Source organism: Burkholderia cepacia complex sp. TUM26381, assembly GCF_057439935.1.
The window spans coordinates 1,106,297-1,129,193 of the sequence record NZ_CM172006.1 but is presented as its reverse complement, the minus strand read 5'-3'; the positions used below and the strand labels follow the sequence as shown (position 1 = coordinate 1,129,193).

24 protein-coding genes and 1 pseudogene are annotated in these 22,897 nt (G+C 65.8%); 5 read left to right on the top strand and 20 right to left on the bottom strand.

Going from position 1 to position 22,897, the window contains the following annotated elements:
- Positions 1-60: 60 nt before the first annotated feature.
- The 5 genes from ACWMMN_RS05400 to rpsP form a co-directional block, all read right to left on the bottom strand.
- On the bottom strand, positions 61-747 hold the full coding sequence (locus ACWMMN_RS05400) for a CoA pyrophosphatase (protein WP_059235448.1): 687 nt from the start codon (positions 745-747) through the stop codon (positions 61-63).
- A gap of 87 nt (positions 748-834) precedes the next feature.
- Positions 835-1,227 carry a 50S ribosomal protein L19 gene (gene rplS / locus ACWMMN_RS05395; RefSeq protein WP_059235450.1) on the bottom strand — a complete coding sequence of 131 codons (393 nt, stop codon included), beginning with the start codon at positions 1,225-1,227 and terminating at the stop codon, positions 835-837.
- 133 nt (positions 1,228-1,360) lie between these two features.
- Entirely contained in the window at positions 1,361-2,155 is a 795-nt protein-coding gene (gene trmD / locus ACWMMN_RS05390) for a tRNA (guanosine(37)-N1)-methyltransferase TrmD (protein WP_486423066.1), read from the bottom strand.
- Position 2,156: 1 nt separating this feature from the next.
- Positions 2,157-2,834 (bottom strand): ribosome maturation factor RimM, encoded by a 678-nt coding sequence (gene rimM / locus ACWMMN_RS05385; RefSeq protein ID WP_059235452.1) that lies wholly within the window; start codon positions 2,832-2,834, stop codon positions 2,157-2,159.
- A 42-nt stretch (positions 2,835-2,876) separates the two neighbouring features.
- A complete protein-coding gene (gene rpsP, locus ACWMMN_RS05380; protein ID WP_006476550.1) occupies positions 2,877-3,131 on the bottom strand; it encodes a 30S ribosomal protein S16 in 255 nt (84 codons plus the stop codon).
- Positions 3,132-3,283: 152 nt separating this feature from the next.
- Here rpsP and ACWMMN_RS05375 point away from each other — a divergent pair, with 152 nt between their 5' ends.
- Positions 3,284-4,423, top strand: a complete 1,140-nt coding sequence (locus ACWMMN_RS05375; protein WP_486423065.1) for a PQQ-dependent sugar dehydrogenase — start codon at positions 3,284-3,286, stop codon at positions 4,421-4,423.
- Between the two features lie 109 nt (positions 4,424-4,532).
- On the top strand, positions 4,533-5,000 hold the full coding sequence (locus tag ACWMMN_RS05370; RefSeq protein ID WP_059236852.1) for an NINE protein: 468 nt from the start codon (positions 4,533-4,535) through the stop codon (positions 4,998-5,000).
- Between the two features lie 51 nt (positions 5,001-5,051).
- Here the strand turns inward: ACWMMN_RS05370 and ACWMMN_RS05365 are convergent, their stop codons facing one another.
- Together ACWMMN_RS05365 and ACWMMN_RS05360 are read right to left on the bottom strand one after the other, a co-directional pair.
- On the bottom strand, positions 5,052-6,218 hold the full coding sequence (locus ACWMMN_RS05365) for a PA0069 family radical SAM protein (RefSeq protein WP_486423064.1): 1,167 nt from the start codon (positions 6,216-6,218) through the stop codon (positions 5,052-5,054).
- A 102-nt stretch (positions 6,219-6,320) separates the two neighbouring features.
- Positions 6,321-6,809, bottom strand: coding sequence for an Lrp/AsnC ligand binding domain-containing protein (locus tag ACWMMN_RS05360; protein ID WP_012492860.1), 489 nt, complete (start codon positions 6,807-6,809; stop codon positions 6,321-6,323).
- 145 nt (positions 6,810-6,954) lie between these two features.
- On the opposite strand from ACWMMN_RS05360, the gene ACWMMN_RS05355 reads away from it, so the two are divergent.
- A complete protein-coding gene (locus ACWMMN_RS05355) occupies positions 6,955-8,241 on the top strand; it encodes a D-amino acid dehydrogenase (protein WP_059235458.1) in 1,287 nt (428 codons plus the stop codon).
- A 191-nt stretch (positions 8,242-8,432) separates the two neighbouring features.
- On the opposite strand, the pseudogene ACWMMN_RS05350 reads toward ACWMMN_RS05355, so the two are convergent.
- From ACWMMN_RS05350 to ACWMMN_RS05325, 6 genes and pseudogenes are all read right to left on the bottom strand, one after another.
- A pseudogene (locus ACWMMN_RS05350) lies at positions 8,433-8,540 on the bottom strand (acyl-CoA dehydrogenase N-terminal domain-containing protein); the annotation flags it as partial.
- A 126-nt stretch (positions 8,541-8,666) separates the two neighbouring features.
- Positions 8,667-9,602, bottom strand: coding sequence for an electron transfer flavoprotein subunit alpha/FixB family protein (locus ACWMMN_RS05345; RefSeq protein WP_059235460.1), 936 nt, complete (start codon positions 9,600-9,602; stop codon positions 8,667-8,669).
- 16 nt (positions 9,603-9,618) lie between these two features.
- Positions 9,619-10,368, bottom strand: a complete 750-nt coding sequence (locus ACWMMN_RS05340; RefSeq protein WP_340623907.1) for an electron transfer flavoprotein subunit beta/FixA family protein — start codon at positions 10,366-10,368, stop codon at positions 9,619-9,621.
- 227 nt (positions 10,369-10,595) lie between these two features.
- Positions 10,596-11,390: a MetQ/NlpA family ABC transporter substrate-binding protein gene (locus ACWMMN_RS05335; RefSeq protein WP_059235463.1), complete on the bottom strand. Its 795-nt coding sequence runs from the start codon at positions 11,388-11,390 to the stop codon at positions 10,596-10,598.
- Between the two features lie 29 nt (positions 11,391-11,419).
- Positions 11,420-12,073, bottom strand: coding sequence for a methionine ABC transporter permease (locus ACWMMN_RS05330; protein ID WP_059235465.1), 654 nt, complete (start codon positions 12,071-12,073; stop codon positions 11,420-11,422).
- Positions 12,063-13,097 (bottom strand): methionine ABC transporter ATP-binding protein, encoded by a 1,035-nt coding sequence (locus tag ACWMMN_RS05325; RefSeq protein WP_059235467.1) that lies wholly within the window; start codon positions 13,095-13,097, stop codon positions 12,063-12,065. The genes ACWMMN_RS05330 and ACWMMN_RS05325 overlap by 11 nt, the downstream gene beginning before the upstream one ends.
- Positions 13,098-13,313: 216 nt before the next feature.
- Here ACWMMN_RS05325 and ACWMMN_RS05320 point away from each other — a divergent pair, with 216 nt between their 5' ends.
- Positions 13,314-14,234 (top strand): alpha/beta hydrolase, encoded by a 921-nt coding sequence (locus tag ACWMMN_RS05320; protein ID WP_342703859.1) that lies wholly within the window; start codon positions 13,314-13,316, stop codon positions 14,232-14,234.
- Between the two features lie 29 nt (positions 14,235-14,263).
- On the opposite strand, the gene ACWMMN_RS05315 is transcribed toward ACWMMN_RS05320, so the two are convergent.
- Positions 14,264-15,187: a histone deacetylase family protein gene (locus ACWMMN_RS05315; RefSeq protein WP_342703857.1), complete on the bottom strand. Its 924-nt coding sequence runs from the start codon at positions 15,185-15,187 to the stop codon at positions 14,264-14,266.
- A gap of 43 nt (positions 15,188-15,230) precedes the next feature.
- Between ACWMMN_RS05315 and mltB the strand changes: the two genes are divergently transcribed.
- Positions 15,231-16,574 (top strand): lytic murein transglycosylase B, encoded by a 1,344-nt coding sequence (gene mltB, locus ACWMMN_RS05310; RefSeq protein WP_174993470.1) that lies wholly within the window; start codon positions 15,231-15,233, stop codon positions 16,572-16,574.
- Between the two features lie 76 nt (positions 16,575-16,650).
- On the opposite strand, the gene cysM is transcribed toward mltB, so the two are convergent.
- The 6 genes from cysM to lapB form a co-directional block, all read right to left on the bottom strand.
- The gene (gene cysM / locus ACWMMN_RS05305) at positions 16,651-17,553 is read right to left on the bottom strand and encodes a cysteine synthase CysM (protein ID WP_059235476.1); all 903 of its coding nucleotides are present in this window, start codon (positions 17,551-17,553) and stop codon (positions 16,651-16,653) included.
- 213 nt (positions 17,554-17,766) lie between these two features.
- Positions 17,767-18,111 carry a ComEA family DNA-binding protein gene (locus ACWMMN_RS05300; protein WP_059235478.1) on the bottom strand — a complete coding sequence of 115 codons (345 nt, stop codon included), beginning with the start codon at positions 18,109-18,111 and terminating at the stop codon, positions 17,767-17,769.
- A 73-nt stretch (positions 18,112-18,184) separates the two neighbouring features.
- Positions 18,185-19,177: an ADP-glyceromanno-heptose 6-epimerase gene (rfaD, locus tag ACWMMN_RS05295; RefSeq protein WP_059235479.1), complete on the bottom strand. Its 993-nt coding sequence runs from the start codon at positions 19,175-19,177 to the stop codon at positions 18,185-18,187.
- 64 nt (positions 19,178-19,241) lie between these two features.
- On the bottom strand, positions 19,242-20,192 hold the full coding sequence (gene rfaE1, locus ACWMMN_RS05290) for a D-glycero-beta-D-manno-heptose-7-phosphate kinase (protein WP_155627164.1): 951 nt from the start codon (positions 20,190-20,192) through the stop codon (positions 19,242-19,244).
- A gap of 7 nt (positions 20,193-20,199) precedes the next feature.
- Positions 20,200-21,600: a UDP-glucose dehydrogenase family protein gene (locus tag ACWMMN_RS05285; RefSeq protein ID WP_256085708.1), complete on the bottom strand. Its 1,401-nt coding sequence runs from the start codon at positions 21,598-21,600 to the stop codon at positions 20,200-20,202.
- A gap of 90 nt (positions 21,601-21,690) precedes the next feature.
- Positions 21,691-22,863: a lipopolysaccharide assembly protein LapB gene (gene lapB, locus ACWMMN_RS05280; RefSeq protein WP_059235486.1), complete on the bottom strand. Its 1,173-nt coding sequence runs from the start codon at positions 22,861-22,863 to the stop codon at positions 21,691-21,693.
- Positions 22,864-22,897: the final 34 nt, after the last annotated feature.

Genomic DNA, 22,897 nt, shown 5'->3' with positions numbered 1-22,897 from the left:
CGCATGGCTGCCGGCGCGGTCGCCCGGCGGCCGGCGGCGCGCGCCGGCCGGTGCATGCACCTAGCCGGCGGCCAAGAAGCGGTAGAGATTGCGAAACATGGCGGCAGTTGCGCCCCAGATGAAGTAATGCCCGGCCGGTTCGCCATTCGGATAAGGCATCGCAAAAAAACGACGCTCGCCGCCTTCCCAGCGGAACACGCGGACCTGGTGGTTCGCGGGATTCATCAGGAACGCGAGCGGCACTTCGAAAATCTCGGCGACTTCGAACGTGTCGGCCTGCACGGTGAACGGCGGATGCACGAGGCCGACCACCGGCGTCACGCAGAAACCCGTGCCGGTCAGGTAGTCGGGCAGCGCACCGAGAATCTCGACGCGCTCCGCGGCCAGCCCGATCTCTTCCTTCGCCTCGCGCAACGCGGTGGCCGTGGCATCGCGATCGAACGGTTCGCGACGGCCGCCGGGGAAGCTGATCTGTCCGGCGTGGTCGTTCAGGTGGTCGGCGCGCTGGGTCAGCAGCACGGTGAGGCCCGACTCGCGAACAACGAGCGGCATGAGGACGGCCGCGCTCCGCGGATCGACGCCTTCCTGCAGCCTCGCTTCGCCGGGCTCGACGCTCCATTCAAGCGTGCGCGCGAAACGTTCGCGCAAGCCGGACGGCGTCATCAGGCGGGGATCGATGACAGGCAGGCCGGCGCCGGTGCCTTCGACCGGCAGGACTTCGGGATCGATGATGGGGCGGCGATTCAATGGGGCTCTCGGGGTCGTGTCGTATCGAGCATATTGTCGCGCCAGAATGAAAAAAGCACCCGGTTGGGTGCTTTTTCCTTACAGCTCTTACTCTTGGGAAGCTGCTGCGGCGCGATCCTTCGACACCAGCTTTTCCTTGATACGAGCCGACTTGCCCGAACGCTCGCGCAGGTAGTACAGCTTCGCACGACGCACATCGCCGCGACGCTTCACGACGATGCTTGCCAGCAGCGGCGAGTACGTCTGGAACGTACGCTCGACGCCTTCGCCCGACGAGATCTTGCGGACGATGAAGTTCGAGTTCAGACCACGGCTGCGAATCGCGATCACGACGCCTTCGTAAGCCTGAACGCGCTTGCGGGTACCTTCAACCACGTTCACGTTCACGATCACCGTGTCGCCCGGGGCGAAATCGGGGATCGTCTTGCCGGCGAGCGCGCGCTCGATTTCTTCCTGCTCAAGTTTTGCGATCAGATTCATTACTGACTCCTTATGCCATCTTGTCGGCGTTGGCACCCGCCTGCTTCCAGGCCTGGCCCCGATAGAGGATGGATTCACATCAGGCGCCGCGCACGCATGCACGACACCGCCAATTCCCGCTCGCGCAGCCGCCTCAGGAGGCGTTCTTCGCTTCGCGTGCGAGGTTCGCAAGCCACGCCTCGTCGGCCCGGCTCAGCAACTTCTCGCGGCGCGCCCGGACGATCAGGTCCGGCCGCTTCCGCAACGTATTCCTCAATGCTTCCTGCCGCCGCCACCGCTCGATCTCGGCATGATGCCCGCCGAGCAGCACGTCCGGCACGCGCACGCCGTCATACTCCTCGGGGCGCGTGTAGTGCGGACAATCGAGCAGGCCATCGGCGAAACTGTCCTGCACGGCCGACAGCGAATCGTTCAGCACGCCGGGCAGCAGCCGCACGACCGCATCCATCATCGCCATCGCCGGCAGTTCGCCGCCCGACAGCACGAAATCGCCGAGGCTGATTTCCTCGTCGACGCACCGGTCGAGCAGACGCTGGTCGATCGCTTCATAGCGGCCGCACAGCACGACGACACCTGGCTCCTGCGCCATCCGCGCCGCACGATCGTGCGTGAGCGGCGCGCCCTGCGGCGACATCATCACGACGCGCGTGCTCGCGATGCCCTGCTCCGCCTGCGCCGCTTTCGCGGCATCGATCGCAGCTTCGAGCGGCCTGGCCAGCATCACCATGCCCGGACCGCCGCCGTACGGACGATCGTCGACCGTGCGGTAGTTGTCCGTCGTGAAATCACGCGGGTTCCAGGTGCGCAGCCCGAAGCGCCCTTGCTTGACGGCCCGGCTGGTGATTCCCCAGTCGGTCAGCGCGCGAAACATCTCGGGAAAGAGCGTGACGACGTCGAACTGCACCGCGCTCTCGGTAACCTGGTTCATTTCAGTAATCGGCTTCCCAGTCGACGACGATACGACGCGCCGCCTGATCCACCGTTTTGACGTATACGCCGACAAACGGAATCAACCGCTCGTCGGTGGTCGGCTGACCGTCTTTGCCGGTCGCCGGATACTCGACACGCATGATCGAATGCACGCCGTTGTCGATCATCCCGCTCACCTTCCCGAGCGCCACCGATTGCTCGTTGACGACTTCGAGACCAATCAGGTCGACCCAATAGAATTCGTCCGCGGCCAGTGCCGGGAAATCCTCCCGGCGCACGAACACGCGAAAGCCGCGCATGGCAAGCGCAGCATCGCGGTCGCTGACGCCCGCGGGTTGCGCAACGACAGTGTCGCTGTGCGTCTTCGACTGCATGATGCGGACGGAAAGCCGCTCCGCACCGCGCTCCAGCCACCAGCGACGCGCGTTGAGCAGCGCATCGCCACCGCGACCGGCATCGGCATGTGTCGCCACCTTGACCCAGCCCTTCAGTCCGTAGGCGTCGACGACCGCCCCGACCTCGACGGCATCGTCGGGCCAGGCTTGCGTCGTATCGAGACTACCTTGCTCGGCAGCCTCACCGGCGTTCGCGACAGCGTCGCGCTCGACCGGCTTGCGGACGAATGCGCCGAATGACGCACGCCCGCGCCTTGCATTACCGGAATCGTGACCCGCCATCAATGCACCTCACAGCCGGCACGACCGGCACACCGTGCCATGTTAGGCAGCCGGTTGCGCCTTTTGCGCTTCCTTCACGAGACGCTGGACGGTCGGCGACAGTTGCGCGCCAACGCCTTGCCAGTACGTCAGGCGATCCTGAGCGATACGCAGCGATTCGCCCTTCGTGGCGACCGGGTTGTAGAAGCCGACGCGCTCGATGAAGCGGCCGTCACGACGGTTACGCGAATCGGTAGCAACGATGTTGTAGAACGGGCGCTTCTTCGAGCCGCCACGAGCCAGACGGATGATAACCATATGATGTCCTTCGGAAAACCGGGTTCGAAACTACTGAAACACGCGATTATAGCCGGAAACCAGAGGTACAACAAACACTTACGCGCAAAAAATCCGCGGTCGGCCTGTCGGGCGGGCATACAATCGTCGTGTCCTGGACGTTTCCCACCGTCATGCCGTCCCTTCGCGCCGCCTCGACGCGCCGCGCGCAGCCCCGTCTCACGGCGCTGCTCGCCGGCCTTGCCTGCCTCGCGTCCGCACCGGTGTTTGCCGCGCCGTTGCCGGTGAGCGAACTCGTCGTACCGCCCGGCTTCCACGTCGAAGTCCTGACCGACGCGGTACCGGCCGCGCGCGAAATGGCGTGGTCGCCGCGCGGCATCCTGTATGTCGGCACGCGGGAAGGACGCGTCCATGCATTCGTGATGCAAGAGGGCCGGATCAGTGCGCGTTACGTGATCGCTTCCGGGCTCGACATGCCGGTCGGCGTTGCCTACCGCGATGGCGCCCTCTATATATCCGCCGTGTCGCGCATCCTGCGCCTCGATCATATCGACGACCGGCTCGCCAAACCGCCCGCCCCGGTCGTCGTGACCGACGCGCTGCCGACCGAGCACCATCACGGCTGGAAATTCATCGCGTTCGGCCCCGACGGCAAGCTTTACGTGCCGACCGGTGCGCCGTGCAACGTCTGCCTCCCCGATCGCAGCCGCTACGCAATCATCGCGCGAATGAAGGCCGACGGCAGCGGCAGCGAGGTGGTCGCCCGCGGCGTGCGCAATACGGTCGGCTTCGCGTGGCATCCCGACTCGGGCGAGCTGTGGTTCACCGACAACGGGCGCGACATGATGGGCGACGACGTACCCGACGACAAGCTGAACCGTGCGCCGCGCGCCGGCCTCGATTTCGGCTTTCCATATTGCCATGGCGGGGATACGCCCGACCCCGAATTCGGCAGCGCCGACGTCTGCCGCCGCTATGTGCCGCCCGTCTTGAAACTCGGTGCGCACGTTGCCGCGCTCGGCATGCGCTTCTATACCGGGCCGATGTTTCCGGCGTCGTATCGCAATAACGTGTTCATTGCCGAACACGGCTCGTGGAACCGCAGCACGAAGGTCGGTTACCGCGTGATGCGCGTGGTCGTATCGGCGGACGGCAGCCAGGCGCGCCAGACGCCATTCGTCACCGGCTGGCTACGGCCCGACGGCACGGTATGGGGCCGCCCCGCCGACGTGCTGCCGCTGCCGGACGGCTCGCTGCTCGTCAGCGACGATTACGCGGGCGCGATCTACCGCGTGACCTATGCGGCACCTTGACGCAGGCAAGGGGTGACCGGGTCCGACCGGGCATCGTAGAATGCGTGCCGGGCCGCGCGCCCGCGCCGGCCCGCCGGCCGCCCATGCCAACGACAATACGCCGCCATCCATGTCCAGCAGCACCGCACCGTCCCGCCGCTTCCGCTCCAAGACGCTCACCGCCGCCCTCGCATTCCTGCTCGGATCGCTCGGCGCGCACCGCTTCTATCTGTATGGCTTTCGCGACGTGTACGGCTGGGCACACCTGCTCGCGACGATCGTCGGCATTCCGGGCTTCCTCCTGCTCGCGGCGACCCAACGCAGCGCCGGCCTCGGTTGGTGGCTCGCGGTACCCGGAGCGATCTCGCTGCTGGCGGCGTTCCTCGCCGCACTCGTCTACGGGCTGCGCCCCGACGAGAAATGGGATGCGCAATTCAACGCGGACACCGGCAAGCACAGCAAGTCGGGCTGGACCGTGATCTTCGTCGTGATCTTCTCGCTGCTGATCGGCGCATTCCTGTTGATGACCGCCCTCGCGCTGTCGTTCCAGACGTACTTCGAATCGCAGGTCGAAGCGGCGAAGCAGCTTTCGCAGTAAGGACAACGCAGGCGGCATCCGCGGCCGACACGCGACGGCTTCGCTCGCGTGTCAGAACAGATTCAACTGCATGTCGTCGCGCAGCTGCGCGCCGGCCGAACGCCCGGCAACACGCGGCGCCGGCGCGACAGCGGCCGGCGCACCGCGAAACTGCGACAGATCGAGAATGCCGTTCGTGCGCTCGTTCAGCCCCAGCCGCTTGACGGTCTGGCGGAAGCGCTGGCGCAACAGGTCGGCCCAGACCCCCTCGCCCTTCATCCGTTTCGAGAAATCCGAGTCGTAATCCTTGCCGCCGCGCATGTCGCGCACGCGGTTCATCACGCGCTCCGCACGATCGGGAAAATGCGCGGCGAGCCAGCTCTTGAACAGCGGCGCGACCTCCCACGGCAACCGCAGGATGATGTAGCTCGCGTACGTCGCGCCGGCTTCCGCGCAGGCCTCGAGCACGCGCTCCATGTCGGGTTCGGTCACGAACGGAATCACCGGCGCAATGCTCACGCCGACCGGCACGCCCGCGTCGCGCAGCGCGCGGATCGTGCGCAGCCGTCGCGCCGGCGTGGCCGCACGCGGCTCGAGCGTCCGCGCGAGATCGGCATCGAGCGTCGTGATCGTGACCGCCGCCATCACCTGCCCGCGCTCGGCCATCGGTGCGAGCAGGTCGAGATCGCGCTCGATCAGCGACGATTTCGTGATCGCCGCGAACGGCAGCCCGCGATCGTGCATTACCTGGATCACGCTGCGCGTGATGCGCAGGTCGCGTTCGACCGGCTGGTAAGCGTCGGTATTGACGCCGAGCGCGATCGGCTCCGGCACGTAGCGCTTGCGCGAAATCTCGCGCTCGAGCAGTTCGGCCGCATTGACCTTCGCGTAGATGCGGCTTTCGAAATCGAGCCCCGGCGACAGGCCGAGATAGCTGTGTGTCGGCCGCGCGAAGCAGTAGATACAACCGTGTTCGCAGCCGCGATACGGATTGAGCGACACGCTGAACGGGATATCGGGCGACTGGTTGTGCGTCAGGATGCTCTTCGCCCGCTCCTCGAATACCTGCGTGCGCAGCGGCGCGGCGAAATCGTCGTCGCCGAACTCGTGCGTCCAGCCGTCGTCGACCGCTTCGCGCTGCGCGATTTCATACCGCCCCTGCAGGTTGTCGACCGCGCCGCGCCCCTTGCGGGGCACCGGCGGCGCTATCGGAAATTCATTGTCGGACCGATCGTCCATGTGCCCACCCCTTCGCCCGCACCCAATACTGTACATTTATACAGTATTGGGTGCGGCATGCCAAGGGCGGGATAAGGGGCCCGACAACAGGCCGCCGGCACGTCACTCGCCGACGGCAATCGTCAGCGTCTCCTTGATTTCTTCCATCACGACATAGCTCTTCGACTGCACCGCACCGGGCAGCTGCAACAGGATGTCGCCGAGCAGCTTCCGGTAGTCGGCCATCTCGCCGATCCGCGCCTTGATCAGGTAGTCGAAGTCGCCGGACACGAGATGGCACTCGAGCACCTCGTCGATCTTCATCACTTCCCGGCGGAATTGCTCGAACATGTTGCCGCCCTTGTGGCCGAGCGTGATCTCGACGAACACCAGCAGCGCGGCGCCCAGCTGGCCCGGGTCGACCCGCGCGTGATAGCCGGTGATCACGCCGTCGCGCTCCATGCGCCGCACACGCTCGATGCACGGCGTGACGGTCAGTCCGACCTGTTCCGCGAGGTCTTTCATCGCCATCCGGCCGTCGTCCTGGAGCAGTTTCAGGATGCGCCGGTCGAGCTTGTCGAGCGAGCGTACTGGCTGACGTTGCGTTCTCATTTTTTTATGCTGAAAACTTGAAAAATACGATAACAAAACCTGCACATTCGACAATACCATAGCGCAAAAAACTAGATCAGCTAGAGGTTACACGGAGCCGCACATGCGCCCGGCCTCGACCTGGTCCCTTCCATCTGGAGCAGCTATGCGAGTCGTCATTCTGGGCAGTGGTGTGGTGGGCGTGGCAAGCGCGTATTACCTCGCGCGCGCCGGTCATGAAGTCACCGTGATCGACCGGGAAGCCGGCCCGGCGCTCGAGACGAGCTTCGCGAACGCAGGCCAGATCTCGCCCGGCTATGCCGCGCCGTGGGCCGCGCCTGGCGTGCCGCTGAAGGCCGTCAAGTGGATGTTCGAAAAGCATGCGCCGCTCGCGATCCGCCTCGACGGCACGCGTTTCCAGCTCCAGTGGATGTACCAGATGCTGCGCAACTGCACGGCCGAGCGCTATGCGGTCAACAAGGGCCGCATGGTCCGTCTCGCCGAATACAGCCGCGACTGCCTGCAGGCGCTGCGCGCCGATACCGGCATCGAGTACGAAGGCCGCACGGGCGGCACGCTGCAACTGTTCCGCACGCAGCAGCAACTCGACGGCGCGGCGAAGGATATCGCCGTGCTGCAGGAAGCGAACGTGCCGTTCGAACTGCTGTCGCCGGCCGAACTGAAGCACGCCGAACCGGCACTCGCGGCCGTCTCGCACAAGCTGACGGGCGGCCTGCGCCTGCCGGGCGACGAAACGGGCGATTGCCAGCTGTTCACGACGCGCCTCGCAGCGCTCGCCGAATCGCTCGGCGTCAAGTTCCGCTACAACACGCCGATCGATGCGCTCGCGATCGCGGGCGGCAGGATCGCCGGCGTGCAGTGCGGCAGCGAGACGGTGCGCGCGGACGCGTACGTCGTCGCGCTCGGCTCGTACTCGACGAACTTCATCTCGAACCTGATGAAGATCCCCGTCTATCCGCTGAAGGGCTATTCGATCACCGCGCCGATCGTCAACGAAGCGGCGGCGCCCGTGTCGACCGTGCTCGACGAGACCTACAAGATCGCGATCACGCGTTTCGACCAGCGCATCCGCGTCGGTGGCATGGCGGAAATCGTCGGCTTCGACAAGAAGCTGCGCGCCGCACGCCGCGAAACGCTCGAAATGTGCGTGAACGACCTGTTCCCGGGCGGTGGCGACACGTCGAAGGCCACGTTCTGGACGGGCCTGCGCCCGATGACGCCGGACGGCACGCCGATCGTCGGCCGCACGCCGGTGTCGAACCTGTTCCTGAACACCGGCCACGGCACGCTCGGCTGGACGATGTCGTGCGGCTCGGGCCAGCTGCTCGCCGACCTGATCTCGGGCAAGATGCCTGCGATCCAGGCCGACGACCTGTCGGTGCATCGCTACCTGAAGGACGTGGCCGGCCAGACGCGCCCCGCCTACGCCTGAGCCGCGACGGCCTGCCGCCACGCGGGCCGGTCGGCGACAAAAAGAAAGGCGCCCCTCGGGGCGCCTTTTTCATTGCGTCGAGAGCGTTGCGCGCGGTCAGAACGGGGCGTCCGTCAACGCGAGCCCGCTCGCGTTGCCCTTCGCATTGACGATCGACGTCCCGAGCGAGCCGGCACCTCGCCGCAGACCTACGCGGACTCGCCGAGCACGGCCTGCGCCGTGTCGTAGCCGGCATCCTCGAAACCCGGCGACGGCGCAACGGCGTCGATGCCCGCGAGTTCCTTCAACACGAACAGCATGCTCGTGACCGGTGCGACATCACCCCTGGTGCGCCTCCCTCTTCTCTCTTCCGTCGAGGGCGCAAAAAAAAGGGCGCTCGTCGCGCCCCTTTTCCCGTGTACCTAACGCTGAAGCGTGATGCCGCGTCAGCCGAGCTCGCTCACGAGCTCCGGCACCAGCGCGAACAGATCGCCGACGAGGCCGTAGTCGGCCACGCTGAAGATCGGCGCTTCCGGATCCTTGTTGATCGCAACGATCACCTTCGAATCCTTCATGCCGGCCAGATGCTGGATCGCACCCGAGATGCCGACCGCGATGTACAGCTGCGGCGCGACGATCTTGCCGGTCTGGCCGACCTGATAGTCGTTCGGCACGTAGCCGGCGTCGACTGCGGCACGCGATGCGCCCAGTGCTGCCGACAGCTTGTCCGCCAGCGGCTCCAGCACCTTCGTGTAGTTCTCGCCGCTGCCCAGACCGCGGCCGCCCGACACGATGATCTTCGCGCTCGTCAGTTCCGGACGGTCCAGCTTCGTCACTTCACGGCTCACGAACTGCGACTTGCCTGCGTCGGCCGCTGCTTCGATCTTCTCGACCGCTGCGCTGCCACCTTCGGCCGCAACCGGATCGAAACCCGTCGCACGCACCGTGATGACCTTGATCGGGTCGCTCGACTGCACCGTCGCGATCGCGTTGCCCGCGTAGATCGGGCGCTCGAACGTGTCGGCCGAATCGACCGCCGTGATGTCCGAGATCTGCGCGACGTCCAGCTTCGCGGCGATACGCGGCGCGATGTTCTTGCCGTACGCAGTTGCCGGCGCGAGGATGTGCGAATAGTCCTTCGCGATGTTCAGCGCGGTCGCTTCGACGTTTTCCGCCAGGCCCGCTTCGAGCTGCGGCGCGTCGGCCAGCAGCACCTTCGACACACCTGCGATCTTTGCCGCGGCATCCGCAGCCGCTTGCGCGTTGTGGCCCGCGACCAGCACGTGAATATCGCCACCGATCTTCGCCGCCGCCGCCACCGTGTTCAACGTCGCGGCCTTGACCGACGCGTTGTCGTGTTCTGCAATCACCAGAATCGTCATTTTATTGCGCTCCCTCTTACAGCACCTTGGCTTCGGTCTTCAGCTTCTCGACCAGCGTCTTCACGTCCGGCACCTTCACGCCGGCTGCGCGCTTCGGCGGCTCGACCACCTTCAGCGTCTTCAGACGCGGCGCGACGTTCACGCCCAGGTCTTCCGGCTTCACGGTTTCCAGCGGCTTCTTCTTCGCCTTCATGATGTTCGGCAGCGTCACGTAGCGCGGCTCGTTCAGGCGCAGATCGGTCGTGATCACCGCCGGCAGCGCCAGCGACAGCGTTTCCGCGCCGCCGTCGACTTCGCGGGCAACCGTTGCCTTACCGTCGGCCACCGTCACCTTCGACGCGAACGTCGCTTGCGGCAGGCCGGCCAGCGCGGCCAGCATCTGGCCCGTCTGGTTCGAATCGTCGTCGATCGCCTGCTTGCCGAGGATCACCAGTTGCGGCTGTTCCTTGTCGACCAGCGCCTTCAGGATCTTCGCGACGGCCAGCGGCTCGACGCTGTCGGTCGACTCGACGAGGATCGCGCGATCCGCGCCGATCGCCAGCGCCGTACGCAGCGTTTCCTGCGCTTGCGTGACGCCGACCGATACGGCGATCACTTCGGTCGCCACGCCCGCTTCCTTCAGGCGCACCGCTTCTTCAACCGCGATTTCGTCGAACGGGTTCATCGACATCTTCACGTTCGCGATGTCGACGCCCGTGTTGTCCGACTTCACGCGGACCTTCACGTTGTAATCGACCACTCTTTTCACTGGCACCAGGATTTTCATGCACACGCTCCAAAGTTACGAATACGACCAGAGGCCATTTTATAGCGAGGCCTCATGACTGCGCGGCCAAGCGGACCCAACCATCGTGGTTGTCGAGGATACCGCTTCTTGGCGACGCGCCAATGATAGCGAACGGTCGTTCTATTTTAAAAGAGAAAAAACCCGGACGCAAAGCCCGGGTTTTCGATCATCAACTCTAAACCCGCCGGGCGCCCGTGCTCTGCCCGTTACCAGGCGGCAATGACCGCGCCGCCGAACTTGCCTTCGATGAACTGCTTCACGTCGGCCGAATGATAGGCCGCGACCAGTTTTGCGACCCACGGCTTGTTGCGGTCCGCCTCGCGAATCGCGAGGATGTTCGCGTACGGGCCGTTCGGGCCCTCGATCGCGATCGCGTCCTGTTTCGGTTTCAGCCCCGCTTCCATCGCGTAGTTGGTATTGATCGCGGCCGCGTCGACGTCGCCGAGCGAGCGCGGAATCTGCGCCGCATCGAGTTCGACGATCTTCAGCTTGCGGGGATTGTCGACGATATCGAGCGGCGTCGCCTTCAATCCCGCATCCGCACGCAGCTTCAGCAGCCCCTGCTTTTGCAGCAACAGCAGCGCGCGGCCGCCGTTGGTCGGATCGTTCGGCACCGCAATGCGCGCACCCGGCTTCAGCTCGGCCAGCGACTTCACGCGTTTCGAATAGATGCCCATCGGGAACGTGACGGTATCCGCGATCTTGATCAGCTTGTAGCCGCGATCCTTCACCTGCGCCTGCAGATACGGATCGTGCTGGTAGCTGTTCGCATCGAGGTCGCCCGATGCGAGCGCGGCGTTCGGCTGCACGTAATCGGAGAATTCGACGATGCGGATATCCAGGCCGCTCTTCGCCGCGACCTTCTTCACCGCTTCCATGATCTGCGCGTGCGGGCCGCCCGTCACGCCTACCTTGATGGTTTCGGCCTGCGCGTTGGCGCCCGCGAACAGCGCGGCCGCACCCAGTGCCGCCGCGAACTTCAGCATGAAGCGTCGTTGCATCGTGTCTCCCCTATCGGATCAATCTGGTCTTATTTGTGGCTCAGCCGGCGGACCAGCCAGTCGCCGAACGACTGCACGATCTGCACGAACACGATCAGGATCGCGACGACCGTCCACATCACTTCCGGCAGATAGCGCTGGTAACCGTAGCGGATCCCGAGATCGCCGAGCCCGCCGCCGCCGATCGCGCCTGCCATCGCCGAATAGCCGACCAGCGACACGAACGTGATCGTCAGGCCCGCGACGACGCCCGGCAGCGATTCGGGCAACAGCACCTTGAAGACGATCTGCGACGTGGTCGCGCCCATCGATTGCGCGGCCTCGATCAGCCCGCGATCGACTTCACGCAGCGCCGTTTCGACGAGACGCGCAACGAACGGCGCGGCCGCGAGCGTCAGCGGCACGACCGCCGCGGCCGTGCCGATCGACGAACCGGTGACGAGACGCGTGAACGGAATCACCGCGACCAGCAGGATGATGAACGGCGTCGAGCGGACGGCGTTCACGATGCCGCCGAGCACGCGATTTACCGCAAGGTTCTGCAGCACGCCCTGACGATCGGTCAGGTAGAGCAGCACGCCGAGCGGCAGGCCGACGAGCGCGCCGACCACTCCGGAGATGCCGACCATGATCAGCGTCTCCCAGAACGACTGCACGAACATATCGAACATCTCACTCAACATACGAAAGCTCCTCTACCACCACACCTTGCTCGCGCAGGAACGCGAGCGCCTGCCCGACCTTGCCCGGCTCGCCGCCCGCGAGCACCGCGAGCGAACCGAATGCCTGCCCCTGGATCTCGTCGATCTGGCCATGCAGGATGTTGAAATCGAGTTCGTACCGGCGGATCGTCTCCGACAGGATCGGCTGGTCGACGCCCGAGCCCGTGAATGCGAGCCGCAGCAGATGCCCGCGGCCCGTCTTCAGCCGCTCGGCCACGCGCGCCTTCAGCGCGGGCGGCAGTTCCTGCGCGATCACGTCGCCGATCAGCGCGCGCGTCACTTCGTGATGCGGCTGCAGGAACACGTCGATCACGCGGCCCTCCTCGACCACGCGCCCCGCATCGAGCACTGCAACGCGATCGCACACCTGCTTGATCACTTCCATCTGGTGCGTGATCAGCACGATCGTCAGGCCAAGCTCGCGGTTGATGCGCTTCAGCAAATCGAGGATCGAACGCGTGGTTTCGGGATCGAGCGCGGACGTCGCTTCGTCCGACAGCAGCACCTTCGGCTGGCTCGCCAGTGCGCGGGCAATGCCGACACGCTGCTTCTGCCCGCCGCTGATCTGCGACGGATAACGATCCTTCTGAGCGGACAGCCCGACGAGATCGAGCAGCGGCAGCACCGCGGCCTCGATCTCGGCGCGGCTTGCACCGGCCAGTTCCAGCGGCAGCGCGACGTTGTCGAATACCGTGCGCGACGACAGCAGGTTGAAGTGCTGGAAGATCATGCCGATCTCGCGCCGCGCCTCGCGCAGCGCGCCTGCCGGCAGCAGCATCAAATCGCGCCCGCCGACGACGACATTGCCCTCGGTCGGCCGCGTGAGCAGGTTGATGGTGCGTACGAGCGTGCTCTTGCCGGCGCCGCTTCGGCCGATGATGCCGAACACCTCGCCCTGCGGGATCGTCAGGTTGACGTTGCGCAACGCGTCGACCCAGCCGCTCGGCCCGGGGAAACGCTGCGAAAGATTGCGTAATTCGATCATGTAAACAAAACGGCGACCGGCTGGCGAGTTGGCCCGCCAGTCAGCCGCCGATGCATCTGGAATAACCGTCGATTTTACCGCAAACCCCTCATTCCCCTTAATAATCGATTTCGATCTTTTCATAACCACACGAAATTAGAGGAGTGCCGCTGGCCCGTCGCGAGAGGGCCGCGACTATGATCCGGAACACCGACCAACGAACAGGGGACACGCCAGATGACCGCCACCACCACGCCGGCCGCCGCACCCGCCACTGCAGGATCGGCGCCTTCCGCGCCGCCCGCGCCGCAAATGGGCCGGCTGCGTACCGCGGACGGGCTCGAACTGGCGTCGTACCGCTGGCCGGCCGGTGGCGGCACGGCGGTGCCGCGCGCGACGATCGCGCTCGTGCACGGCCTCGCCGAGCATGCAGGCCGCTATGCCGCGCTCGCCGGGCGGCTCAATGCCGCCGGCATCGACGTACTTGCGATCGACCTGCGCGGGCACGGCCAGTCGCCCGGCAAGCGCGTGTGGGCCGAGCGTTTCGACGGCTACCTGAACGATGCGGACGCGCTGGTCGCCGAAGCCGCACGCGGCAATACGCCGCTGTTCCTGATGGGGCACAGCATGGGCGGCGCAGTCGCGGCGCTCTACGCGATCGAACGCGCGCCGGCTCGCGGCCATGCGCTGACGGGCCTCGTACTGTCGAGCCCGGCGCTCGCGCCCGGGCGCGACGTGCCGCGCTGGATGCTCGCGGTCAGCCGCATCATCAGCCGGGCCTGGCCGACCTTCCCCGCCATCAAGATCGATGCGGCGCTGCTGTCGCGCGATCCGGCCATCGTCGCGGCCAATCGCGCCGATCCGCTCGTGCATCACGGCGCGGTGCCCGCACGCACCGGTGCGGAGATCCTCGACGCGATGACGCGCATCGAAAGCGGCCGCGGCGCGCTCCGCGTGCCGGTGCTCGTCTATCACGGCACCGAGGACAAGCTGACCGAACCCGACGGCAGCCGCGCGTTCGGCGCGCGCGTCGGCTCGCCCGATCGTACGCTGACGCTGTACGAAGGCGGTTTCCACGAAACGATGAACGATCTCGACCGCGACCGCGTGATCGACGCGCTGATCGCATGGATCCACGCGCGCGTGCCGGCGCGCTGAGTGCGCGCGGCCCGGCCGCTCGTCAGGAATCAGATACCGGCCAGCACGCGCAGGTGCGCGACGACGCTGCGCCCGAGCGCGGACAGGTTGTAGCCGCCTTCGAGGCAGCTCACGATGCGGCCCTGCGCATGCCGGCGTGCCACGTCGACGATCTGCGCGGTCAGCCATTCGAAGTCGGCCTCGACGAGGCCGAGGTTGCCGATGTCGTCCTCGCGATGCGCGTCGAAGCCGGCCGACACGAACAGCATCTGCGGCTTGAACGCGTCGAGGCGCGGCACCCAGAACATGTCGACGGCTTCGCGGATCGCCATCCCGTTGCTGCGCGCGGGCATCGGCAGGTTGACCATGTTCGGCGCCTGGTGATCGACGCCCGAGAACGGATACAGCGGATGCTGGAAGAAGCTGCACATCAGCACGCGCTCGTCGTTCGCGAACGCGGCCTCGGTGCCGTTGCCGTGGTGCACGTCGAAATCGATGATCGCGACGCGCTCGAGACCGTGTACGTCGAGCGCATGCCGCGCGGCGATCGCGACGTTGTTGAAGAAGCAGAAGCCCATCGCGCGCGCTGGTTCCGCATGGTGACCGGGCGGACGCACGCCGCAGAACGCATTCGCGTAGCGGCCCTCGATCACCGCGTCGGTCGCCGCGATCGCGGCGCCGGCCGCGCGCAGCGCCGCGCGCCACGTATCGCGATTCATCAGCGTATCGGGATCGATCTCGACGTAGCCGTCGACCGGCGTCATGCTCCGGATGTAGTCGATGTGCGCCTGCGTATGCACGCGGCCCAGCGCGACCTCGCTCGCGAACGGCGCGGTTTCGTGCACGATCAGATCGTCGATGCGGCTCGCAATCAGTTGATCCTGGATCGCCGACAGGCGGGCCGGACATTCCGGATGCCATTCCCCCATCTCGTGCAGCATGCAGTCGGGGTGCGTATAGAAAGCGGTTGCCATAAGCTGTCATCCGCGGCGCACGGTGCGCCGCAGGTCTCCATCAATGATGTCCATCGTCTGCCGCGAATTCGCCGCTAACTTACCACAACGGGGGCCAGCTTCGTCCCGGCACGCCGGATGCGTCGGGTATACTGCGCCGAACCCAATCGCCCTGTCCGCCCGCTTCGACATGAATTCCAGCAAGCCTGCCGCCCTTCTCTCCGCGCTGTTCCGTGTTCGCGCGCCGCTCGCCGTCGCTGCCGTCGCGGCGACCCTCGGCATCGCGCCTGCCGGCGCGCAGACGCAGCCCGCGAAGCCCGCCGGCACGCTCGTCGCACAGGCCCAGCCGCAACAGCCGGTGCCGCAAGGCCAGACCTTCGAAGAGGAAATCGTTCCGCAGCGTTACGCGAACAATGCGAAGGTCGACACGTTCATCGACGAGATGGTGAGCCGCAACGGCTTCGACTCGGCGAGCCTGCATGCGCTGTTCTCGCGCATCAGCTACTCGGCGACGGCCGTCAAGCTCGTGAGGCCCGCCGCATCGCCGACGGTCAAGAACTGGCGCGTCTACCGCTCGCGTTTCATCGAGCCGATCCGCATCAACGCGGGCGTGAAGTTCTGGAAGGCGAACCAGGCAACGCTGCAGCGCGCGTCCGAGCAGTTCGGCGTGCCGCCCGAGGTGATCGTCGGCATCATCGGCGTCGAGACGATCTATGGCCGCTACATGGGCAATTTCCGCGTGCTCGACGCGCTGACGACGCTCACTTTCGACTACCCGGACACGCCGAATCGCGACAGCCGCCAGGCCACGTTCCGCAAGAACCTCGAGGACTTCCTGGTCTGGACCCGCGACAACCAACTCGACCCGACCACCGTGCTCGGCTCGTATACGGGCGCGATCGGGATCCCGCAGTTCCTGCCGAGCAGCATCCGCGAGTATGCGGTCGACTTCGACGGCACGGGCCATGTCGATCTGCGCAGCAGTCCTGTCGATGCGATCGGCAGCGTCGCGAACTACCTGAAGCAGCACGGCTGGGAAACCGACCGCCCGGTGGTCTGGCAGATCACGCCCGACACGGGCAGCCTGGGCATCGCACAGGCCGCCGCCGACGGCCAGCCCGAACCGCACTGGGCGCTATCGCAACTGCTGCGCGCCGGCATGACGCTGAACGAGCCGACGGTCAACATCACGACCGAAGCCGGCACGCCGGTGACCGTGGTCGATTTGCCGTCGCCGGGGCGTGCGACCGAGTACATGCTCGGCCTGAAGAATTTCTATGTGCTGACGCGCTACAACCGCAGCTTCTTCTACGCGCTCACCGTGTACCAGCTCGGCGAAGCCGTGAAGGCGCAGATGGAGGCGACCGGCGCGCTGCAACCCGCTGCTACCCAGGCACAGTCGCAGTAAGCACCGGCCGCCCAAAGAAAAAGCGCCGCACAAGCGGCGCTTTTTTATTGCCGGCGCGCGACGCGCCAGCCGATGTTCAGGCAGGAAACACGCCCGTGGACAGGTAGCGGTCGCCGCGATCGCAGACGATGAACACGATCGTCGCATTCTCGACCTGGCGTGCGATGCGCATCGCGACTTCGCATGCGCCGCCCGACGAAATGCCCGCGAAGATGCCTTCGACGGCCGCCAGCCGGCGTGTCATCGTTTCCGACGCAGCCTGGCTCACATTCTCGACGCGGTCGATGCGGCTGCGATCGAAGATGGTCGGCATATACGCTTCCGGCCACTTGCGGATGCCCGGAATGCGCGAGCCGTCTTCCGGCTGCGCACCGATGATCTCGATCGCCGGATTCTGTTCCTTCAGGTAGCGCGACGTGCCCATGATCGTGCCCGTCGTGCCCATTGCCGACACGAAGTGCGTGATGCGCCCTTCCGTATCGCGCCAGATCTCCGGCCCCGTCGCTTCGTAGTGCGCAACGGGATTGTCGGGGTTGCCGAACTGGTCGAGGATCACGCCCTTGCCTTCGCGCTGCATCTGCTCCGCGAGGTCGCGTGCCAGTTCCATCCCGCCCTTCACCGGCGTCAGGATGATTTCAGCGCCGTAAGCCGCCATGCTCTGACGCCGCTCGACCGACAGGTCCTCCGGCATGATCAGCACCATCTTGTAGCCGCGGATCGCCGCTGCCATTGCGAGCGCAATGCCCGTGTTGCCGCTCGTCGCCTCGATCAGCGTATCGCCCGGCTTGATGCGCCCGCGCGCCTCGGCCTTGCTGATCATCGACAGCGCCGGACGATCCTTCACGGAACCGGCCGGATTGTTGCCTTCGAGCTTTGCGAGCACCACGTTGTTGCGCGCGCGAATCTCGTCGTCCGGCAAGCGGACCAGTTGCACGAGCGGCGTGTTGCCGATCGTGTCTTCGATAGTTTTGTAAGCCATGGGTATACCGTGAGTACGAGGCCGATCAACCAATCGATTGTAAACCAGCACCGCCGCTCGCGCCGGCAACCCCTTCACCGCGATGGAATACGCGTGCCGCGCGATTCGCGCTTGCCGCGCACGCCGCATCACGCAAAAAACCCGCGGCATGCCGCGGGAAGCCGTCGTAACGACGGCGACTGAAGGAGCCTTTTGTCGGTCGCGCGCGACGCGTTACTTCTGTGCGGTGCGGGCCGGTGCGGCGGCAGGCTTCGCGGCCGCCGGCTTGCCTGCGGCCTGCTGGGTCGCGCCTGCGCCGGCCGTACCGATCGTCAGCCCTTCCTGCTGGAGCCGCTCGACGGTGTGCCCGCCCATTCCCTTCACGCGCGCGGTGAGATCTTCCGCATTCCTGAACGGACCGCGTGCGCCGCGCTCGTCGACGATCGCCTTCGCACGCGCCGGGCCGATGCCCTTGATGCCGATGAGCGCATCCTCGTTCGCGGTGTTGACGTCGACCGCGGCCCAGGCTGACGCGACTGCGCCGAGCATGACCGCTGCGGCAAACCATTTCCTGATCATGTGCTGGATCTCCGAAGAAAACGGCCGGCGGCTGCCGACCGTGAGACCCAGTCTATCGATGCAACGCCTGCGTTTAAACCTGGCCGGATAGCCAACGAACGTAGCGGTCGACACCTTCCTGCACGGTCAGGAACGGTGCGTCGTAGCCGGCCGCGCGCAGTTTCGTCTGGTCGGCCTGCGTGAAGCACTGGTACTTGCCACGCAACGCATCGGGAAACGGCACGTATTCGATCAGCCCCTGCTCGACCTGCTGCGCGAGCGTCAGCGCCGGCTGGTTGTCGAGCGCGCGCAGCGTGTTCACGACCGTCGACGCGATGTCGTTGAACGGCTGCGCACGGCCCGTGCCGAGGTTGAAAATGCCCGACTTCTCCGGATGATCGAAGAAGAACAGGTTCACTTTCGTCACGTCCTCGACCGACACGAAGTCACGCGTCTGCTCGCCCGGCGCATAGCCGTTGTACTCGCCGAACAGCTTGACCTTGCCTTCCGCGCGGAACTGGTTGAAGTTGTGGAATGCGACCGACGCCATGCGCCCCTTTTGCGTCTCGCGCGGGCCGTACACGTTGAAATAGCGGAAGCCGGCGATCTGGCTCTTTGCGCTCGGCAGCACGCGGCGGATCACCTGGTCGAACAGGAACTTCGAATAGCCGTACACGTTCAGGGGCGCCTCGACCTCGCGCTCCTCGACGAAACGCGTCGAGCCGCCGTAGATCGCAGCCGACGATGCGTACAGGAACTGCGTGCCCTGCGCGAGGCAGGTATCGAGCACCGCGCGGCTGTAGCGGAAGTTGTTGTCCATCATGTAGCGGCCGTCGGTTTCCATCGTGTCCGAACAGGCGCCTTCGTGGAACACCGCGCGCACCTTGCCGAAATCGCCGCGCGCGAAGCGCTCGACGAATTCCGTCTTGTCGAGATAGTCGTCGATCTCGCAATCGACGAGATTCCGGAACTTGTCCGCGCGCGTCAGGTTGTCGACCGCGATGATGCGCGTCTCGCCGCGCTCGTTGAGCGCCTTGACGATGTTCGCGCCGATAAAACCGGCTGCGCCGGTGACGATGAGAGTCATGATCGTCCTGCCTGAAAAGTGCGAGCCATTGGTGCGGCGCGCTCGTCGCGCCGCACCAATGGGCTCAGTGAAACAGTTCGTCGTAATCCACCGTGGCCGTGCCGAGCTTGCCGACCACGATGCCTGCCGCGCGATTCGCGAGCACGACCGCGTCGACCAGCGGCACGCCGGCGCCGAGCATCGTCGCGACCGTCGCGATCACGGTATCGCCCGCGCCCGACACGTCGAACACCTCGCGCGCGAGGGCTGGTGCGTGCAGTTCACCGGTGGCGGAAAAAAGCGTCATGCCCTCTTCCGAGCGTGTGAGCAGCAGCGCGTCGATGCCGAGTTCCGCACGCAGATTCGCGACGCGCGCGCGCAGATCGTCTTCCGACTTCCACTGGCCGACCACTTCGCGCAGTTCCGCGCGGTTCGGCGTGATCAGCGAAGCACCGCGATAGCGTGCCCAGTCGTCGCCCTTCGGGTCGACCAGAACAGACTTGCCGGCCGCACGCGCCTTCTCGATCATCGTCGTGACGTGCGTCAGGCCGCCTTTCGCGTAATCCGACATCAGCACGACGTCGTGCTGCGGCAGCAGCGCATCGAAGCGCGCGAGCCCCGCGAGCAGCACCTCGTGCGTCGGCATCGCCTCGAAGTCGACGCGCAGCAGCTGCTGCTGGCGCGCGAGCACGCGCAGCTTGATCGTGGTCGGCAGCGCCGGATCGCGTTCGAGATGCGGCGTCACGCCGCTGCTGCCGAGCAGCTCGACGATCCGCTCGCCGGGTTCGTCGCAACCGACAACACACAGCAGCCCGGCCTGGCCGCCGAGCGTCACGGCGTTGCGCGCGACGTTGGCCGCGCCGCCGAGCCGCTCCTCCTGACGCTGCACGTGCACGACCGGCACCGGCGCTTCAGGCGAAATGCGATCGACGTTGCCGAACCAGTAGCGGTCGAGCATCACGTCGCCGACGACGAGCACGCGCGAGCGCGCGAGCTGCGCACGCGGCACCGGAACGACTTCGCGAGGAGTATTCATCGTGCGCTCAGCCACGGGAGGACGACTGGGGATCGACATACGGCCGGCCGATCGCGTAGTAGTCGATGCCCAGCTCGGCCATCGCATCCGGCTCGTACAGGTTGCGCCCGTCGAAGATCACCGGCGCCTTCAGCTCCGCCTTCAGGCGCGTGAAATCGGGGCTCCGGAATTCCTTCCACTCGGTCACGATCACGAGCGCGTCCGCGCCCGTGACGGCGATGTCCTGCGTCTCGACGAGATGCAGTCGTGCCAGCGCCGCCGCATCGTCGCCGAAATCCAGCGCGAACACGCGCCGCGCTTCGTCGACTGCGACCGGATCGTAGGCGCGCACGGTCGCCCCGCGTTCGAGCAGTGCGGCGATCAGCCGGCGGCTCGGCGCCTCGCGCATGTCGTCGGTGTTCGGCTTGAACGCCAGGCCCCAGACCGCGAATTCACGGCCGGTCAGATCCGCGCCGAAACGCTGCTCGATCTTGCCGATCAGCACGTCCTTCTGCGCATGGTTGGCCGCCTCGACGGCCTCCAGGATGCGCAGCGGCTGGCCGTTCTCGCTCGCGGTGCGGATCAGCGCCTGCACGTCCTTCGGGAAGCACGAGCCGCCGTAGCCGACGCCGGCATACAGGAAGTGGTAGCCGATGCGCGGATCGGAGCCGATCCCGCGGCGCACGGCCTCGATGTCGGCGCCGACCTTGTCGGCGAGATTCGACATCTCGTTCATGAACGAGATGCGCGTCGCGAGCATCGCGTTCGCCGCATACTTCGCGAATTCGGCCGAACGCACGTCCATGTAGATCGTGCGCTCGTGGTTGCGGTTGAACGGCGCGTAGAGCTTCTTCATCTTCTCGCGCGCGATCGTGCCGGTCTCGTCGTCGTCGACGCCGATGATGATCCGGTCCGGACGCATGAAGTCCTCGACCGCAGCGCCTTCCTTCAGAAACTCGGGGTTCGACACGACCGAGAATCGATGCGCGACGCTGCCCCCGAGCCCCCGCGCGGCAAGCGCGTCGTCGACCACGGCGCTCACGCGCTGCGCGGTGCCGACCGGCACCGTCGACTTGTCGACGATCACCTTGAAGCCCGTCATGTGGCGGCCGATGTTGCGCGCGGCCTCGAGCACGTATTGCAGGTCGGCCGAGCCGTCCTCGTCGGGCGGCGTGCCGACTGCGATGAACTGGATCTCGCCATGCGCGACGCTCGCCTCGATGTCGGTCGAGAAGCGCAGGCGCCCTGCCGCGCGGTTGCGCGCGATGATGTCCAGCAGCCCCGGTTCGTGAATCGGCATCCCGCCGTTGTTCAGGATGTCGATCTTGCGCGGATCGACGTCGAGACAGAAGACGTCGTGACCGATCTCCGCGAGGCAGGCGCCCGTGACGAGACCGACATAGCCGGTGCCGATGATGGTGATTTTCATAGATGTTCCGGTACTTCCCGGTAATTGACTAACTTGGCCGCCGGGACAAGCCCGGCGGCAACCGCAGCGCGTTGGCTCCGCGTGCCGGGATCAGCCCGGCATCGCAGGTTCGACGCGGCGCGGCGCATAGGTTTCCCAGCCGCTGCATCCAGGGCACTGCCAGTAGAAGAGCCGTGCCCGGAAACCGCAATTCTGGCACGTATACCGCGGGAGATTTTTCGTGCGCTGCTTGATCAGCGCACGCATCATTTCAAGTTCCTTACGGCGCGGTTCGTCGGCCGCCGCGATCTGCGCATCGAGCAGGTGCAGCATCCCCGACAGGTTCGGCGACTTCTCCATCTGCGCACGTGCGAGCGTGTGCGCCGCATCCTGACCGCGCAATCCGGCAATGTGCTGGTACGCGATGTCGAGCAGGTCGTTCGACGGATAGCGGTCGACATACCCCATCAGCAGTTCGGCGCCCTCGACGTTCTTGCCGAGCGCCACGTACGCCTTCATCAGCTTGTCGGCGACGAGCGGCAGATACGCGGGGTTCTGCGCCTCGACACGCTTCCAGTGCTCGATCGCGGCCGCGTGATCGCCGGCCGCCTCGGCTGCGTCGCCCGACAGAATCGTCGCGCGGACGTTCTGCGGGTTCACGGTCAGCGCGAGCCGAAGCTGTTCGGCTGCCGCTGCCGCATTCTTGCGCTGCAGCGCGTCCTGCGCGAGTTCGCAGTGAAACTGCGCAATTTCGGTACCGAGCGGCTTGTCGCTCATCGACTCGATGCGCTTCGCGGTATCGATCGACTTGTTCCAGTCCTTCTCGATCTCGTAGATCGTCAGCAGCGCCCGCTGCGCACCGAGCGCGTAGTCGCCGCCGGCGAGCTTGTGGAACGCCTCTTCGGCGCGATCGAGCAGGCCGGCCTTGAGGAAGTCCTGGCCGAGCTCGTACAGCGCGTGGTCGCGCTCGTTGACCGGCAGGTCCGTGCGGCTCAGCAGGTTCTGGTGCACGCGGATCGCGCGGTCGGTCTCGCCGCGGCGGCGAAACAGGTTGCCGAGCGCGAAGTGCAGTTCGACCGTCTCGGGATCGAGCTTGGCGACCTCGATGAACGCGTCGATCGCCTTGTCGGGTTGTTCGTTCAACAGAAAATTCAGGCCGCGAAAATACGAGCGCGGCAGGTTGGCACTCTCCGACAGGAGATTCTTCAGGTCATAGCGTGACGCCGCCCAACCGAGCGCGAATGCGACCGGAATCGCGAGCAACCACCAGAAATCCAGATCCATGCGAAATATCGAAGCAGAGACGAAAACCGCGCGA